At 56.0% G+C, this 16,334-nt stretch carries 14 protein-coding genes and 2 pseudogenes; 10 read left to right on the plus strand and 6 right to left on the minus strand.

The annotated features are described in order from the left end of the window. From DOU50_RS04525 to DOU50_RS04545, 4 genes and pseudogenes are all read left to right on the plus strand, one after another. Positions 1-860 (plus strand): annotated as a pseudogene (locus DOU50_RS04525) (MFS transporter); the annotation flags it as partial. Between the two features lie 22 nt (positions 861-882). Next, entirely contained in the window at positions 883-1,965 is a 1,083-nt protein-coding gene (locus DOU50_RS04530) for an HlyD family secretion protein (RefSeq protein WP_148768898.1), read from the plus strand. Further along, positions 1,962-3,341: an efflux transporter outer membrane subunit gene (locus DOU50_RS04535; RefSeq protein ID WP_148768899.1), complete on the plus strand. Its 1,380-nt coding sequence runs from the start codon at positions 1,962-1,964 to the stop codon at positions 3,339-3,341. The genes DOU50_RS04530 and DOU50_RS04535 overlap by 4 nt, the downstream gene beginning before the upstream one ends. 101 nt (positions 3,342-3,442) lie before the next feature. Continuing rightward, positions 3,443-4,102, plus strand: a complete 660-nt coding sequence (locus DOU50_RS04545; RefSeq protein ID WP_148768900.1) for an O-methyltransferase — start codon at positions 3,443-3,445, stop codon at positions 4,100-4,102. A 65-nt stretch (positions 4,103-4,167) separates the two neighbouring features. Here DOU50_RS04545 and hrpA read toward each other — a convergent pair whose 3' ends face one another. After that, positions 4,168-8,070 carry an ATP-dependent RNA helicase HrpA gene (gene hrpA, locus DOU50_RS04550; protein WP_148768901.1) on the minus strand — a complete coding sequence of 1,301 codons (3,903 nt, stop codon included), beginning with the start codon at positions 8,068-8,070 and terminating at the stop codon, positions 4,168-4,170. Positions 8,071-8,275: 205 nt separating this feature from the next. Between hrpA and azoR the strand changes: the two genes are divergently transcribed. After that, positions 8,276-8,881, plus strand: a complete 606-nt coding sequence (azoR, locus tag DOU50_RS04555) for an FMN-dependent NADH-azoreductase (RefSeq protein WP_008502313.1) — start codon at positions 8,276-8,278, stop codon at positions 8,879-8,881. Positions 8,882-8,970: 89 nt separating this feature from the next. Next, on the plus strand, positions 8,971-9,657 hold the full coding sequence (locus DOU50_RS04560) for an RluA family pseudouridine synthase (protein ID WP_148768902.1): 687 nt from the start codon (positions 8,971-8,973) through the stop codon (positions 9,655-9,657). Between the two features lie 7 nt (positions 9,658-9,664). On the opposite strand, the gene DOU50_RS04565 is transcribed toward DOU50_RS04560, so the two are convergent. From DOU50_RS04565 to DOU50_RS04580, 4 genes and pseudogenes are all read right to left on the minus strand, one after another. Next, the gene (locus DOU50_RS04565) at positions 9,665-10,204 is read right to left on the minus strand and encodes a DUF2058 domain-containing protein (protein WP_008502315.1); all 540 of its coding nucleotides are present in this window, start codon (positions 10,202-10,204) and stop codon (positions 9,665-9,667) included. A gap of 154 nt (positions 10,205-10,358) precedes the next feature. Continuing rightward, positions 10,359-10,850: an Hcp family type VI secretion system effector gene (locus DOU50_RS04570; protein ID WP_148768903.1), complete on the minus strand. Its 492-nt coding sequence runs from the start codon at positions 10,848-10,850 to the stop codon at positions 10,359-10,361. A 1-nt stretch (position 10,851) separates the two neighbouring features. Then, complete coding sequence (locus DOU50_RS04575) at positions 10,852-11,208, minus strand: putative T6SS immunity periplasmic lipoprotein (RefSeq protein WP_148768904.1); 357 nt, start codon at positions 11,206-11,208, stop codon at positions 10,852-10,854. Next, positions 11,205-11,763 (minus strand): annotated as a pseudogene (locus DOU50_RS04580) (type IV secretion protein Rhs). The gene DOU50_RS04575 and the pseudogene DOU50_RS04580 overlap by 4 nt, the downstream one beginning before the upstream one ends. 443 nt (positions 11,764-12,206) lie before the next feature. Here DOU50_RS04580 and DOU50_RS04585 point away from each other — a divergent pair. Together DOU50_RS04585 and DOU50_RS04590 are read left to right on the plus strand one after the other, a co-directional pair. Then, the gene (locus DOU50_RS04585) at positions 12,207-13,181 is read left to right on the plus strand and encodes a DUF1852 domain-containing protein (RefSeq protein WP_148768905.1); all 975 of its coding nucleotides are present in this window, start codon (positions 12,207-12,209) and stop codon (positions 13,179-13,181) included. A 23-nt stretch (positions 13,182-13,204) separates the two neighbouring features. Further along, the gene (locus DOU50_RS04590; protein ID WP_024908373.1) at positions 13,205-14,233 is read left to right on the plus strand and encodes a methionine synthase; all 1,029 of its coding nucleotides are present in this window, start codon (positions 13,205-13,207) and stop codon (positions 14,231-14,233) included. A 5-nt stretch (positions 14,234-14,238) separates the two neighbouring features. Here DOU50_RS04590 and DOU50_RS04595 read toward each other — a convergent pair whose 3' ends face one another. After that, entirely contained in the window at positions 14,239-15,171 is a 933-nt protein-coding gene (locus tag DOU50_RS04595) for a LysR family transcriptional regulator (protein ID WP_148768906.1), read from the minus strand. A gap of 95 nt (positions 15,172-15,266) precedes the next feature. On the opposite strand from DOU50_RS04595, the gene DOU50_RS04600 reads away from it, so the two are divergent. Together DOU50_RS04600 and DOU50_RS04605 are read left to right on the plus strand one after the other, a co-directional pair. Next, positions 15,267-15,701, plus strand: coding sequence for a DMT family transporter (locus tag DOU50_RS04600; protein WP_148768907.1), 435 nt, complete (start codon positions 15,267-15,269; stop codon positions 15,699-15,701). Positions 15,702-15,704: 3 nt separating this feature from the next. Then, entirely contained in the window at positions 15,705-16,163 is a 459-nt protein-coding gene (locus DOU50_RS04605; RefSeq protein WP_148768908.1) for a DMT family transporter, read from the plus strand. Positions 16,164-16,334 lie beyond the last annotated feature (171 nt).

The raw sequence follows: 16,334 nt of genomic DNA on the forward strand, positions 1-16,334 counted from the left end.
TATCGCTGGTGCTGATTGTCGCAGCCATCGTCTTTGAACATAACCGCAGCAACCCGCTGCTGAACACCCGCTGGCTGTCGAGCGGCAGCATCGTCCGTCTGGGGCTGATCATGCTGCTGATCCGTATCGTGCTGGCAGAGCAAAACACCGGCGTCATCGGCTGGCTGCAGTACGTGGGATTACAGAATGAGCAGATGACCCACCTGGCGTGGTCCATTTTCGCCGGGATCGTCTGCGGGATCGTCACCAGCTGTCTCACCATCAAGCCGACGAAACTGGCGTGGCCAATCATCACCTCTCTGGCCCTGATGATTGTTGCCTCGCTGCTGGACAGCCAGTCCAACAACCTGACCCGGCCGGATCAGCTGATGTTGAGCCAGTTCCTGCTGGGCTTCGGCAGCGCCTTCTTCCTGGCGCCCGCCATGCTGGCCGCCATTGGCGGGGTGATCGCCGACCCGCGTAACCTGGTCAGCTTCTCGGTGATGTTTGGCATGAGCCAGAACCTCGGCGGCCTGCTGGGTTCCGCGATCCTCGGCACCTTCCAGACCTGGCGCGAGAAGTACCACTCCAGCCTGCTGGCGGACCAGCTCACCACGCTCAACCCGCTGGTCAACGAGCGAATTCAACTTTATACCCAGATGTATAAAAGCCTGATTGGCGACAGCGCGCTACTGGGAACCCAGGCGATAACGCAGCTGCAAACGGTGACCGCGCTGGAGGCGAATATTCTGGCTTACAACGATACTTATCTGCTGACGGCGAGCATCGCTGCCGCCACGCTGGTCTGGATTTTATGGCGCTTGCTGCGCCTGCGCATCACTGCCCGTCTGGCGCTGAAGAACGCCACCGGCAACAAATAATTAAAATATTTCTGGAGAGTTTATGAGTCAGCAGGATGCCGCCAAAGAGCAGGCCAACACCCGCAAAAATGTGCGCATTGTTTCCGTTTTCACCGCCGCTGCCATCGGTATTGTCGGCGTACTGGTGATCCTTTATGCGTGGCAGCTGCCGCCGTTCACCCGCCACGCGCAGTTTACCGATAACGCCTACGTGCGTGGCCAGACGACGTTTATCAGCCCCCAGGTGAATGGCTATATCACCGAGGTGAAGGTTCAGGACTTTGTGCAGGTCAAAAAAGGCGACCTGCTGCTGCAGATTGATGACCGCATTTATCGTCAGCGCGTGCATCAGGCCGAGGCACAGCTGGCGATGAAAATTGCCGCCCTCAATAACAACCTGCAGCAGCGTAAAAGCGCCGAAGCAACGATCGCAAAAAATGACGCGGCGCTGAAAAATGCCCGTGCCCAGAGCCTGAAAAGCCAGGCGGATTTAAAGCGGGTGAAAGAGCTGACGTCTGACGGCTCGCTTTCCATTCGCGAGCGCGACGCGGCGCTGGCCAGTGCCGCTCAGGGTAGCGCCGACATCGACCAGGCGAAAGCTGCCCTTGAGATGTCGCGTCAGGATCTGCAGACGGTGATTGTCAATCGCGGTGCGCTGGAGGCGGATGTTGAAAACGCAAAAGCGGCGCTGGAGCTGGCGCAGATTGACCTGCAAAACACCCGGATTGTGGCGCCGCGTGACGGTCAGCTCGGCCAGATCGCCGTGCGTCTCGGGGCGTATGTGACCGCCGGGACCCATCTCACCACCCTTGTGCCGCCTCAGCACTGGGTCATTGCCAATATTAAAGAGACCCAGCTTGCGGAGCTACGCGTCGGTCAGCCTGTCAAATTCACCGTCGATGCCCTGAACGACAAAGCGTATCAGGGCCGCGTGGAGAGCATTTCGCCTGCAACCGGGGTTGAATTCAGCGCCATCACGCCGGACAACGCCACCGGCAACTTTGTCAAAATAGCCCAGCGTATCCCGGTGCGCATCGAGGTGCTCGGCAAGCCAGAAGATTCCGCGCTGCTGCGTCCGGGTATGTCGGTACAGGTGACCATTGATACGCGGGAGGCGAAGAAATGATCCTTCGCCCGATAGCCGCGCTGGTGGCAGCGGTCATGCTGGCCGGGTGCCAGTCCGTCGACGTCAAACCGGCGCAGCCGACGCTGCACATCCCCACCCAGTGGCGAGCTGACGCCGGCCCTGCCAGCCCGGCGGAGCAGCTCTGGTGGCGCAATTTCCATGACAACAACCTCAACCGCTATGTGGATCAGGCGCTTAAGAATAACAGCGACGTGCTGATCGCCCGCGAACGAATTAACGAGTATCAGGCGCGGGTCTTCGCGGCCGACGGCAGCCTGTTTCCTTCGCTTGACGCGGGCGTAACGGGGACGCGCGCCCGCTCGCAATCAGCCGCGACCGGGCTGCCGGTCTACGGCACGCTGTACAGAGGGAGCCTGACGGCGAGCTATGACGTTGATATCTGGGGCGTCAACCGCAGCACGGCCAATGCCGCCGAAGCCTCGCTGGAGGCGCAAAAAGCCGCCGCTGCCGCCGCGGATTTGACCGTCGCGTCTTCCGTTGCATCCGGCTATGTCACCCTGCTCTCGCTTGACGAACAGCTGCGCGTGACGGAGTCCACTCTGAAATCGCGCGAAGAGGCATTTAACCTTGCGAAACGTCAGTTTGAGACGGGCTACAGCTCGCGTCTGGAGCTGATGCAGTCGGATTCCGAACTTCGCTCAACGCGGGCGCAGGTGCCCGTGCTGCAGCACCAGATTGCGCAGCAGGAGAATGCCCTGAGCCTGCTGCTGGGAAGCAATCCCGGCGCGGTGGCACGCAGCGAAAGCTTTGCGGCGCTGACGCCGCTGAAGCTGCCGTCGCAGCTGCCTTCTACGCTCCTGAATCGTCGACCGGATATCGTTCAGGCCGAACGACAGCTGGTTGCGGCAGACGCCTCGCTTGCCGCCTCACGCGCCAGCCTGCTGCCGTCGATCAACCTGACCGCCACCGGATCGGTTCAGGATCGCACCCTTTCAGGCCTGCTGGACAACCCGCTTCAGCTCTGGAGCGTCGGGGGCAGTATTCTCGCCCCGCTGCTGAACCGCCAGGCGCTGAATGCGCAGGTGGATATTTCCCAGTCCCAGCGGAACCAGGCGCTGTACGCCTATGAAAAAACCGTGCGTAACGCGTTTGCCGAAGTGAACAACAGCCTTGATGCGATAAGTCGCTATCAGGAACAGCTGACGGAACTGCTTGCCCAGCAGGATGTGGCCCAGGAGACGCTGCGCATTGCGCAGAATCGCTATCGCAACGGTTATTCATCCTATCTGGACGTGCTGGACGCGCAGCGCACGCTGTTCTCGGTTCAGACCAGCGTGGTGCAGGCGAAAAATAACCTGCTGCTGGCGCAGATTGATTTGTATAAAGCGCTGGGCGGCGGCTGGGTCAGTGCCTGAAAACCTGCCCGGTGGCGCTTCGCTTACCGGGCCTACATTTCGCCCTGTAGGCCGGGTAAGGCGCAGCCGCCACCCGGCAATCCCTCCCAAGGAGTCAATCTATGCAACAACAATGGTCTGCAGTAGATAATTACATGATTTCTTCGCTTATTCCTGACGATGATGTACTTCATCAGGTACTGGAAAACAACAAGCGCGCCGGGCTGCCCGAGCACGACGTAGCGGCCAATCAGGGGCAGCTGCTGGCGCTGTTCGTGCGCATGACGCAGGCAAGGCGCATTCTTGAGATCGGGACGCTGGGTGCCTACAGCGCTATCTGGATGGCGCGCGCCCTGCCGCCGGACGGAAAGCTGATTACGCTTGAGGCCGATCCCGCGCATGCCAGCGTTGCGCGCCAGAATATTCATCTCGCGGGGCTAAACGAACGTATTGAATTAATTGAAGGCCCGGCCCTGAGCTCGCTGGAGAATTTCGGTGACGTTCCAGCGTTCGACCTGATCTTTATCGATGCCGATAAGCCAAACAATCCCGGCTACCTGGAGTGGGCTCTGCACTATTCCCGTCCCGGCACGATAATCATTGGCGATAACGTGGTGCGCGACGGCGAAGTCATTAACGGGCAAAGCGACGACGCGCGCGTGCTGGGCGTGCGTCGGTTTATTGAGATGACTGGAGATAATCCGCGCTTAACCGCCACCGCGCTGCAAACGGTGGGGATTAAGGGATGGGATGGGTTTACGCTGGCAATGGTGAACGGGTGAAAAAATGTGCGGGCTGATGCCCTCACCCCGGCCCTCTCCCACAGGGAGAGGGAGAAAACCGGGTTTTAACCGGAAATCTGCTCCATCGCCTGCAGGATACGTTTATCCGAAATCGGATACGGCGTACCGAGCTGCTGGGCAAAGAAGCTGACGCGCAGCTCTTCGATCATCCAGCGGATCGCCTGCACGTCTTCATCGTCGCGACGCGCTGGCGGCAGCTTGTTGAGCCACTGCTGCCACGCCTGCTGCACGCTCTCCACTTTCAACATCTGCGCGCGATCGCGGTGCGGATCGACCGCCATTTTCTCCAGACGTTTTTCAATCGCCTGCAGATAGCGCAGCGTATCACCCAAACGATTAAAGCCGTTGCCGGTGACAAAGCCGCGGTAAACCAACCCCGCCATCTGCGCCTTCACGTCAGACAGCCCCAGCGCCATGGTCATATCCACGCGCCCCTTCAGGCGCTTGTTGATGTTGAACACGGCGGTGAGGATCTGCTCGACCTGTTTGGCAATCTCCACCACGGTGTCGTTCAGCTCCGCGCGCACCTTTTCATGAAGCTGAGCAAAGCCCTCTTCCGTCCAGACCGGACCGCCCGCCTCGTGAATGAGTTTGTCCACGCCGCAGGAGATGCAGTCGTCAATCAGATCCAGCACCTTGCCGTACGGGTTAAAGTAGAGCCCCAGCTTGGCCTTGTTCGGCAGCTTCTCGTGCAGATACTTGATCGGCGACGGGATGTTGAGCAGCAGCAGGCGACGCAGCCCACGCCACATCATCTGCTGCTGTTCCTGCGGGTTATCAAACAGTTTGATCGCCACGCTGTCGCGCTCGTCCACCAGCGCAGGCCAGGCTTTCACCTTATAGTTGCCGCGCTTCTGCTCGTAGCTTTCCGGAAGTTGGCCAAAGCTCCAGATGTGCAGCCCGCTCTGCTCGATGCCGTCGTCCGCCACCGCAGAGAGCGTCTCCTGGACTTTGCCTTTCAGCGCCTCTTTCAGCTCGCTCAGGGAACGCCCTTCCAGCAGCTTTTTATTTTTATCGTCCACCACGCGGAAGCTGATTTTCAGGTGATCGGGCACCTGATCCCAGTTCCAGTCGTCGCGGTCGATGGTGGTGCCAGTCATGCGGCGGAATTCACGCTCCAGCGCGTCCAGCAGCGGCAGCTCCAGCGGCGTGACGCGGCCCAAAAACGCTTCCGCGTAGTTTGGCGCAGGTACAAAGTTGCGGCGCACCGGTTTCGGCAGGGATTTGATCAGCGCAATCACCAGCTCGCGGCGCAGGCCAGGGATTTGCCACTCGAACCCGCTCTCGTCCACCTGGTTTAACAGCGGCAGCGGAATGTGGACGGTCACGCCGTCCGCGTCTGCCCCCGGCTCAAACTGATAGGTCAGACGCAGCTTGAGGTTGCCCTGATGCCAGAAGTTCGGGTAGTCGAGCTTGCTGACCGACTCCGCCCCCTCTTTAATCAGCATGCTCTTTTCGAAGTTGAGCAGGTCCGGCGTCTCTTTGCTGGCCTTCTTCCACCAGCTGTCGAAGTGGCGGGCAGAGATAACATCGTGGCTGATACGCTGATCGTAAAACTCAAACAGCGCCTCGTCGTCCACCAGAATGTCGCGGCGGCGGGACTTGTGCTCCAGCTCCTCCACTTCGGCGCGCAGCTTCAGGTTTTCACGGAAGAAGGCGTGGCGCGTCTGCCAGTCGCCCTCCACCAGCGCGTGGCGGATAAACAGCTCGCGACTGAGCGCAGGGTCAATCTGGCTGTAGTTGACCTTACGCGCGGCGACCACCGGCAGGCCGTAAACGGTCACTTTCTCGGTCGCCATCACCGCGCCCTGCGCGCGCTCCCAGTGCGGTTCACTGTACGAGCGCTTAAGCAGGTGCTGCGCCACCGGCTCCACCCATTCCGGATCGATACGTGCGGCAATGCGCCCCCACAGGCGGCTGGTTTCCACCAGCTCCGCAACCATGGTCCATTTCGGCGGCTTCCTGAACAAGCCGGAACCCGGGAAGATGGAGAAACGGGCGTTACGCGCGCCGGTATACTCCTGCTTTTCGGCGTCCTTCATCCCAATGTGGGACAGCAGGCCGGTCAGCAGCGCGATATGAATTTCGCGGTACTCCGCCGGTTCGCTGTTGACCGGAATGCCCAGCTCTTTCACCACCTGGCGCAGCTGGGTGTAGATATCCTGCCACTCGCGCACGCGCAGGTAGTTGAGGAAATCCACCCGGCACTGGCGGCGGAACTGGTTTGAGGAGAGCGCTTTCTGCTGCTCGCCGAGATAGTTCCACAGGTTCACAAAGGCGAGGAAATCGGACTCTTTGTCGTGGAAGCGACGGTGCTTTTCGTCCGACGCCTGCTGTTTGTCCATCGGACGCTCGCGCGGATCCTGAATGGAGAGCGCCGAGGTAATGATCATCGCCTCGCGCACGCAGCCGCGCTTTTGCGCTTCCAGCACCATACGGGCCAGGCGCGGATCCACCGGCAGCTGGCTGAGCTGGCGGCCCAGCGGCGTCAGCTTATAGACCGTCGCCTGCTCGTCGGTGGTGATCGCTCCGAGCTCTTCCAGCAGACGTACGCCGTCCTGAATGTTGCGTTTGTCCGGCGCTTCGACGAACGGGAACGCCGCGATGTCGCCCAGTCCCAGGGCGGTCATCTGCAGGATAACGGACGCCAGGTTGGTGCGCAGAATTTCCGGGTCGGTAAATTCCGGACGCGACAGGAAATCATCTTCGGAATAGAGACGAATACAGATCCCTTCAGACACGCGGCCGCAGCGGCCCTTACGCTGGTTAGCAGACGCCTGCGAAACGGGCTCAATCGGCAACCGCTGGACCTTGGTGCGGTAGCTGTAGCGGCTGATGCGCGCCGTACCCGGATCGATCACGTATTTAATGCCCGGCACGGTCAGCGAGGTTTCCGCCACGTTGGTCGCCAGGACGATGCGGCGTCCGCTGTGCGGCTGGAAGACGCGGTTCTGTTCGCTGTTGGACAGGCGGGCATACAGCGGCAGGATCTCGGTGTGGCGCAGGTCGCGCTTGCTGAGCGCATCGGCGGTATCGCGAATTTCGCGCTCGCCGCTCATGAAGATCAGAATGTCGCCAGCGCTTTCATTACCCAGCTCGTCGACGGCATCGAAGATGGCCTGCAGCTGGTCGCGCTCGGTATCATCCGCCTCTTCCACAATCGGGCGATAGCGCACCTCGACCGGATAGGTACGACCAGAGACTTCGATAATCGGCGCATTGTTGAAGTGCTTCGAGAAGCGCTCCGGGTCGATGGTCGCGGAGGTAATGATAACTTTCAGATCCGGGCGACGCGGCAGCAGCTCTTTCAGGTAGCCGAGCAGGAAGTCGATGTTCAGGCTACGCTCGTGCGCTTCGTCAATGATGATGGTGTCATACTGCATCAGCAGGCGATCCTGCTGAATTTCCGCCAGCAGAATACCGTCGGTCATCAGCTTGACCATGGTGTTATCGCTAACGTGGTCGCTGAATCGCACCTTATAGCCGATGCAGCCGCCCGGCTCCGTCTGCAGCTCTTCGGCAATACGGTTGGCAACGGTGCGCGCCGCCAGACGACGCGGCTGGGTGTGGCCAATCAGGCCTTTGATCCCGCGGCCCAGCTCCATACAGATTTTCGGCAGCTGGGTGGTTTTCCCCGAACCGGTTTCCCCCGCGACAATCACCACCTGGTGGTCGCGTACGGCCTCGAGAATGTCCTGTTTCTTCTGGCTGACGGGCAGGTTTTCCGGGTAGGTAATCGCCGGACGTGCGGCTTCGCGCAGCACAACTTTCCCTGCCGCCTGTTCAATCTCTTTCGCCATCTCCTGGTAAATGGCCTGTTGTGCATCAGGATTTTTAACCTTCTTCACACCGTGCAGGCGGCGGGCAAAGCGCTGTTTATCGCGCAGCGTCAGAGGATCAAGCTGTTGCAGGAGCATCGGGAAGGTGAATTTTTGTTGTTCTGTCATAGCGTTAAAGGGCAGTACACGCCCTGATAAACTCTCTTTTTAATGATTGCTATAGAGTATCACATCGGCGCCTTTCGCGCCTTATTCAAAAAATTCGAACATAGGCTTCGATATATTGCGCTATCTCTGTGGCAGGATTGTGAATAGAGTGTCAACAAGCAACGGGGCAACCCCCTTCAATCAAATGCAACAACAGGAATCACCCATGAGCAAAGTATTAGTTTTGAAATCCAGTATTCTGGCAGGGTACTCTCAGTCTGGTCAGCTGTCTGATTACTTCGTTGAACAGTGGCGTGAACAGCATTCTGCTGACGAAATCACCGTGCGTGACCTGGCTGCAAACCCAATTCCTGTGCTGGACGGTGAGCTGGTTGGTGCACTGCGCCCAAGCGATGCACCGCTGTCTCCACGTCAGCAGGAAGCGCTGGCCCTGTCCGACGAACTGATTGCTGAGCTGCAGGCGCACGACGTTATCGTCATCAACGCCCCAATGTACAACTTCAACATTCCAACCCAGCTGAAGAACTACTTCGACCTGGTAGCGCGCGCTGGCGTAACCTTCCGTTACACCGAGAACGGCCCGGAAGGTCTGGTGAAAGGTAAACGTGCGATCGTCCTGACCAGCCGCGGTGGCATCCATAAAGATACCCCAACCGACCTGGTTGCGCCGTACCTGAGCCTGTTCCTGGGCTTCATCGGCATCACTGACGTGAACTTCGTGTTCGCGGAAGGTATCGCTTACGGTCCGGAAGTGGCGACCAAAGCGCAGACCGACGCGAAAGCCGCAATCGACAGCCTGGTTGCAGCGTAAGACTTCACCCTCTCACCGCCCGGTGGGAGGGTTTTTCTTTTCCCCGCATTTCGTTATCATCCGCTCCCACTCTCCAGCCGGGCGGCCTGATGTCTGTAATCGTCGATAACTTTATTGCCCCACCTTGTCTCGATGAGATCGAAATTCTCTGGCAGGACGAACATCTGCTGCTGATCGATAAGCCTTCCGGCCTGCTCAGCCTCTCGGGCAAAAATCCGCAAAACCTTGATTCCGTCCATTATCGTCTGGTTCAGACGTTCCCCGGCTGCACGCTGGTGCACCGTCTGGATTTTGGCACGTCCGGGCTGATGGTGGTTGCGCGCAATAAAGCCATCAACGCGGCGCTGTGCCAGCAGTTCAGCCAGCGCAGCGTGGAGAAAGCCTACAGCGCCCTGCTTTGCGGACATGTGGAAAATGACGAAGGTGTAATTGATGCGCCGATTGCCAAAGACCCGGCGCTGTTCCCGCTGATGTCGATCTGCGCCATCACCGGTAAACCCGCCCGCTCCCGCTATCGGGTTGTGGAACGGTTTTATCAGAGGACGGGGCTGCCGTTAACGCGGGTGAAACTGATCCCGGAGACCGGGCGAACCCATCAGCTGCGTATTCACTGCCAGCAGCTGGGGCACCCTATTCTGGGCTGCGATCTGTATGGCGGTCTTGACGTGCCGGGCGCTGAAGAAACGCCCCGGCTGATGCTGCATGCCAGCGAGCTGAATTTTATTCATCCCGTGAGCGGCGAGCCGGTTAACGCCCGTCACGCCGCCCCGTTCTGAATGCGGTTTACCACATCAAATCGTCAGGGATTTTGAAGTCCGCGTACGGATCGTCTTCGTCCTGCTCTTCCTGGCTGAGCGCGCTGTTTAACACGATGCTGTCGGCATCGCGCTGGGCAATTTTATCGGCCACCACTGCCGGAATGATCGCGTAGTCGCAGTCACCGTTAGCATTGAGCACCAGGCGCGCAATCGCCAGACGCCCGTTGATCAGCTGGGTCTGCGTTTGCTTATCGACTTCAATCTTTTTAATCAGCGTACCGTCGGTAAAGTTAAAGGTGATGTTGCCTTTCGCCACGGTGATGCGGTTCATCTCAATCAGCTGCTTCACCTGCGCCTTAAACTCTTTCGCCAGCACGGCCTGCTTCTGCTGCTCGCTCAGCAGCTTGTCACGCTCGATCTGCGCCTTCTTGTTCTCTTCGACCGCTTCACGGGCCTCACGCGCCTGAACGCGTGATTTCTTTGCCGTACGCTGCACTTTCGCCGCTTTCTTGCTGCTGACGAGGCCCGCTTTCAGCATCTGCTCTTGTAAGGTGAGTTTTGTCATGATTGTTTCTAAACCGGTTGGAAATTTTGGGGATTATAGCGGGAATTGAGGAAAGAGTGCGACATTAGCAGATGAAGCGTTACACATCCTGGCTGGGCGCCATATATCGCACCCAGGATCCTGATTGATAAAGAATAGCAGTAAAATCGTGATACTACGGTTTTTGTGATGCTGGTTTTGACCACGCATCGCCATACTTAATCATGCCATCCAGGTAATGCCATTCAATACTGTTGAAGCGTAACTTCACGGTCTCGACCATGTTATGATGGTTTGAACCAGGTATATATGTGTGATTGGCATTCACTGACATGATGACAACACTTTCCATGGATATACGATAAACTTCGCGTTCAATCCCTGCATCGTTTGTCTCATAGTAGCGAATGACAGCTTTTTGCAGACGTCTCCCGTCGCAAGCATACACTGCGAACAGTGGTGAAAGTTTATCCATCTGTTTGTGTATGATAAAAGGTTCGTGTTGTCTGGTACCACCCATTCTACCGGTATGAGGGTCGACTGGCTGGCTAATGCCGTAGCTGCTGCTCATGACTTCAACCGCGCCCTCTCGACCTAACGCGAGACATTCTCCTTTTAACTGCATTCCGTTTTCATCATAAAGAAACAGGTATGCGGGTAATGACATGTTACTTTCTCCCTAAGTCGAGTATATTGCCTTGGTTATCGATTATAAAAGTATAATAAAAATTCTTTTTATTTAACGTATAATGTGCTCCGTAGACAGTACCTTTAGTTAAGTTCACGTTAAAACATGTGTTCGGATATGATAATGCTAAAAAGTCCCCCTTTAATAACTCAGAATAATCTTTGCCGTTTGATGCCAGTACATAACGACTAAGGATATCTTTTTTATCGACTGTAAAGCATACCAGGCCCTCATAAACGTAGATAGATTGTCTTTCCCCAGACGCAGCGCCTTCTTTTCCTTTACCAGGACACCCCGTCAGAAAAATGGCAGATAGCAACAGTGATATATATTTCAACCGGGAAACTCCTCTAAAATACGTTCATACTTTTTAATCAATATCGTTACAGGTTCAGCTGGATCATAGTTTCTATAATCAAAGAGATTACTATTGCCCCAAAAACCATAGCTTTTTAATAACCAGTAATCGCTGACAATCGAAGCTTGTTGCTCTAGCCCATACTCCAGTAAGTTCGTCTTATCAAGACTGTACGTATAATCAGCAGCCCAGGAAAAAGCGCCACGCATACGCACCCACATACCACGTTGATGCTGCCAGACATGCATCATTTCATGCATAAAAAGATGTTGAGCATCAGTCACTGGCTAACAGGCATAGAAAAGTCATGTTCATATTTTTCAGATCTGAACCACATTTCACCGTCAGGACTCATTGCCTGTCCAGGGTTTGAAGATTAAAAGGCAGATAACTTTCAAGGTGAATCCATACTTTATGATAGTAAATACTATACCCAAAGAGCGAACTCGCTAAATTTATTTCTCCAAGCCTAAGGCGTCGAAGACCACCTTCGCGAATCACTGGCCAACTGATGGAGTTTGGATAGTACACAATGGTATCTTCAGAATTTTACTCGTCGGTTAAATGCTACCCGCTTAAATAATCATAAGACAGCGAGAAATCATGTTTAAGATCGCAAAACAAATAAAACCATAAATAACTCAACACTGCAGACAACACATATAAAATTCACACCAAAAATATTTCTATAAAATTAAATAAGCATCATCAATTAATCGCAGCAGTGGGGTTAATACATTATTTTCTTTCAGATGCATAATTACGGTATAAAACACCATTATTTCCGTATTAGCCTTTACAGCAATGCGTAAAACTGTTTAAACAGTCACCACCCGCGCTACTCTTCTTTTCGTATCTAAACATGAAAATGCCTCATGTTGCATTGAAATTAAGTCACTTCCCCTGCGCCGCGGGCTCAGGCATAAATTATGCATTGGTAACTTCTTAGCAACATGAACTTAGGATGCATAACCACAATGAGCAAAGCTTTCACATATAACCTTAAGCGCAGTTGCTTCGATGAGAATTACAACCCGTCAGAAAATACGCGTACGACCACTAACTTTGCCAACCTGGCCCGCGGGGAAAAACGTCAGGAGAACCTGCGCAATACGCTGGTGATGATCAACAACCGCTTCAACGCCTTAGCGCGCTGGGATAACCCAACCGCCGATCGCTACGCGGTAGAGCTTGAAATCATCTCTGTCGATTTGAACATTGGCGCGGAAAAACCGTTCCCGGCCATTGAGATATTGCATACGTATATTGTCGACAAGAAAAACAACCAGCGTCTCCCTGGCATCGTCGGGAATAACTTCTCGTCTTACGTGCGGGATTATGATTTCAGCGTCCTGCTGCTGGAGCATAACAAGAACCAGCAGCACTTCAGCATTCCGGAAAAGTTTGGCGAGCTGCACGGCAATATTTTCCGCCACTTTGTGAACTCACCGGAATACAAAGAGAACTTTAGAAAGGGACCGGTGATCTGCCTGAGCGTCTCCAGCAAAGATACCTATCGCCGCACCGGTAACCAGCACCCCGTACTGGGCGTTGAGTACCAGCCGGATGGCGAATCGCTTACGGAGCAGTACTTCGCGAAGATGGGCCTGAGCGTGCGCTACTTCATGCCGGAACACAGCGTGGCGCCGTTCGCGTTCTTCTTTACCGGGGATTTGCTGAGCGACTACACCGATCTCGAACTGATCGCCACCATCAGCACGATGGAGACGTTCCAGAAGATCTATCGCCCGGAAATTTATAACGCCAACTCGGCGGCCGGACTGTGCTACCGACCGGATCTGAACCAGCAGGATCACTCCTTAACCAAAATTGTGTATGACCGGGAAGAGCGAAGCCGTCTGGCGATTGAACAGGGTCGATTTACCGAAGAGTACTTCATTAAGCCTTACAAACACATTCTTGAGCAGTGGTCTGATAACTACACGCTTTAATACATCAAAAAAGGTCTTTTATTATGAAAACATTGCTCCCGACTTCAACGGCTGGCAGCCTGCCTAAGCCGACCTGGCTTGCGCAACCTGAAACGCTATGGTCACCCTGGAAATTGCAGGATCAGGAACTGCTGGCAGGCAAGCAGGATGCGCTGCGCCTGTCTCTGGATGAGCAGATCCGTGCGGGAATCGATATCGTCAGCGACGGGGAACAGACCCGTCAGCACTTCGTCACCACCTTTATTGAACACCTGAGCGGCGTCGATTTTGAGAACCGCCAGACGGTGCGCATTCGTAACCGCTATGACGCCAGCGTGCCGACCGTGGTCTCCGCCGTCGCGCGCCAGAAACCGGTCTTCGTGGACGATGCTAAATATCTGCGTCAGCTTACGGACAAGCCGATCAAATGGGCTCTGCCGGGGCCAATGACCATGATCGACACCCTTTACGACGCGCACTATAAAAGCCGCGAAAAGCTGGCCTGGGAATTCGCCAAAATCCTCAATCAGGAAGCGCGAGAGCTAGAGGCCGCAGGCGTGGATATTATCCAGTTTGATGAACCGGCGTTTAACGTCTTTTTTGATGAGGTCAACGACTGGGGTATCGCCGCGCTGGAGCGCGCCATTGAAGGGCTGAAGTGCGAGACCGCGGTACACATCTGCTACGGCTACGGCATCAAGGCCAATACCGACTGGAAAAAGACGCTCGGTTCCGAATGGCGCCAGTACGAAGAGGCCTTCCCTAAGCTGCAGACCTCTAACATCGACATTATTTCCCTGGAATGCCACAACTCCCGCGTGCCGATGGATCTGCTTGAGCTGATCCGCGGTAAGAAAGTGATGGTTGGCGCGATTGACGTGGCAACCAACACGGTTGAAACGCCGGAGGAAGTCGCCAATACGCTGCGAAAAGCGCTGCAGTTTGTCGATGCCGACAAGCTGTATCCGTCAACCAACTGCGGTATGGCTCCCCTCTCCCGTGAGGTCGCTAACGGCAAGCTGAAAGCACTTAGCGCTGGCGCAGAGATTATCCGCAAAGAGCTTGGCGCGTAATCCCCTTACCCTTGCCAGTACGGCGGCGTGCCAAAACGCTCGACGTAATAATCAATTACCGCCCTGACGTTCAGGGGCGGATGTCGGGCATCAGGATAAATCGCCGCGATAGCCTGCTGTTCCGTATTGATGGCACACTCCAGCGCGGGCAGGAACGGAATCAGCTCACCGCGCTGGAGCTGTTCACTCACCAACCAGTCCGGGAACAGCACAATCCCCATCCCGCCCAGCGCCGCAGCGAGTAACGCCTCCGCATTATTGGAGGTCATCAATGGCGTCACGGGATAGTGTATCCACGCCTCGCCCTTCCTGCGAAAGAGCCAGCGGTTTGGCCCTGAGGATCCGCGATAGACAAGACAGTGATGACGGTTCAGATCGTCCGGTCCTTCAGGTGCACCGTGTTTACGCACGTAGTCCGGCGACGCGGCCAGATGATAAACCTGCTGCCCGAACACCCGCGCATGAAACGAGGAGTCCGTCAGCACGCCAATCCGAAAGATAACATCCGCCGCATCCCGATGGGGGTCGATAAAATCATCGGTCAGCGTCAGCTCTACGCTCAGGCGGGGATAGCGTTCCGACAGGCCGGGAAGTCCTGGGGCTATGTGCTTCTGGCCGAAAAACACCGGTCCGTTAATGCGGATCGCACCGGACGGTTCCACCGCTCGAGCGTCCAGCTCCCGGCGCGCCTCTTCCAGATTTTCCGCCATCGACCGGGCGTAGCGAACAAACAGATGACCGCTTTCCGTGGGAATGACGGCCCGCGTATTGCGATAGAAAAGCTGCTGCCCGAGCGCGTCCTCAAGCTGGTGGATCACGCGCGATATCTGCGAGGCCGATATTCCCTGCCGCCGCGCCACGACGGAGAAGTTCTGCGCTTCATACACGTCGATAAAGATCAGCAGCGCGCGGATGTTGATGTTGCTGGCGTCAACCATTAATGCATTTCTCGCAAAGGTGTTTCCAGCATTATGGCATTTTTCTCATTGAACAACCCACGTAATCTTCTTCGCCTGAAAACGGAGGAAGAAGAATGCAGTTTGTTTTGATTTTACTGGTGATTGCCGGCGGGATGGGCCTCTCCGTCGAGGCGGGACTGCTGGGACCGCTGGGGGGAAAGGTCGGGGATTTATGGGCGACGTTCAGTATTTTTGGCGTTGGCGCCGCGCTGACGTTTCTGCTGATGCTGTTTTTCAGCCCGCGTAGCAGCCCATCGTTTTTCGCACAGCCCGGCTGGCAGCTGCTCGGCGGCGTGCTCGGTCCGGTGTACGTGGTCATCCTGACCGTGGCGACCCCCGCTATCGGCATAGCCATGACCATGATTGGCATTCTGGCAGGTCAGGTCTTTAAAAGCCTGATCATCGATCACTTTGGTCTGCTGGGTACGCCGCGCAGGAAGATAAACGCGAAACGCATTATTGCACTGGGGTTCATTATTGCGGCACTGGTTCTGGTCGCACAGGGGTAACGTATGACACTGATTATGATCCTTCTGGCCCTCTGCGGCGGCGCGACGCTGAGCATTCAGGCCGCCATTAACGGACAGCTCGGCAGCAGCGTGGGGGTATTCAAAAGCGCGTTTCTGACGTTTTCCGTCGGCGCGCTGGTGACCGCCCTGCTCATTTTCTTCTTTGAACCGAAGCAGGCAGTCACGCTGCTGGACGTGCCGAAATGGCAGCTTCTCGGGGCGATATTCGGCGTGCCCTATATCGTGATTATGGTACTCGCCGTACAGCGCATCGGCACCGCCGTCGCCACGGTGGCGGTGATCTTTGGCCAACTCGCCATGAGCATGCTGATTGATCACTTTGGCTGGCTGGGTAATCCCGCCATTTCCTTTTCAACGAGTCGTCTGGGGGCGGTAGTCTGCCTGGGGATTGCGCTTGTCTTTATTTACTCGGGTAGTAAAACCCGCACCGACAGGACATGAGATCGCATCTTTCGGACTGAGGGCTCCCCAGAAAATTTTTACCGAAAGCGATTAAGTTTTTTAAAGTGAAGCAATTACTTGCAGCCATGCCCTGGTCCGGCTGTAAATCGCCGAAGCGTTTCCGTAAGGCCGGGGCGAGGCGCAGGGATGCGCCGAGAGGGCGTGGCCTGC

The sequence above is a fragment of the Enterobacter sp. C6 genome (assembly GCF_008122455.1).
Classification (GTDB): domain Bacteria; phylum Pseudomonadota; class Gammaproteobacteria; order Enterobacterales; family Enterobacteriaceae; genus Enterobacter; species Enterobacter pseudoroggenkampii.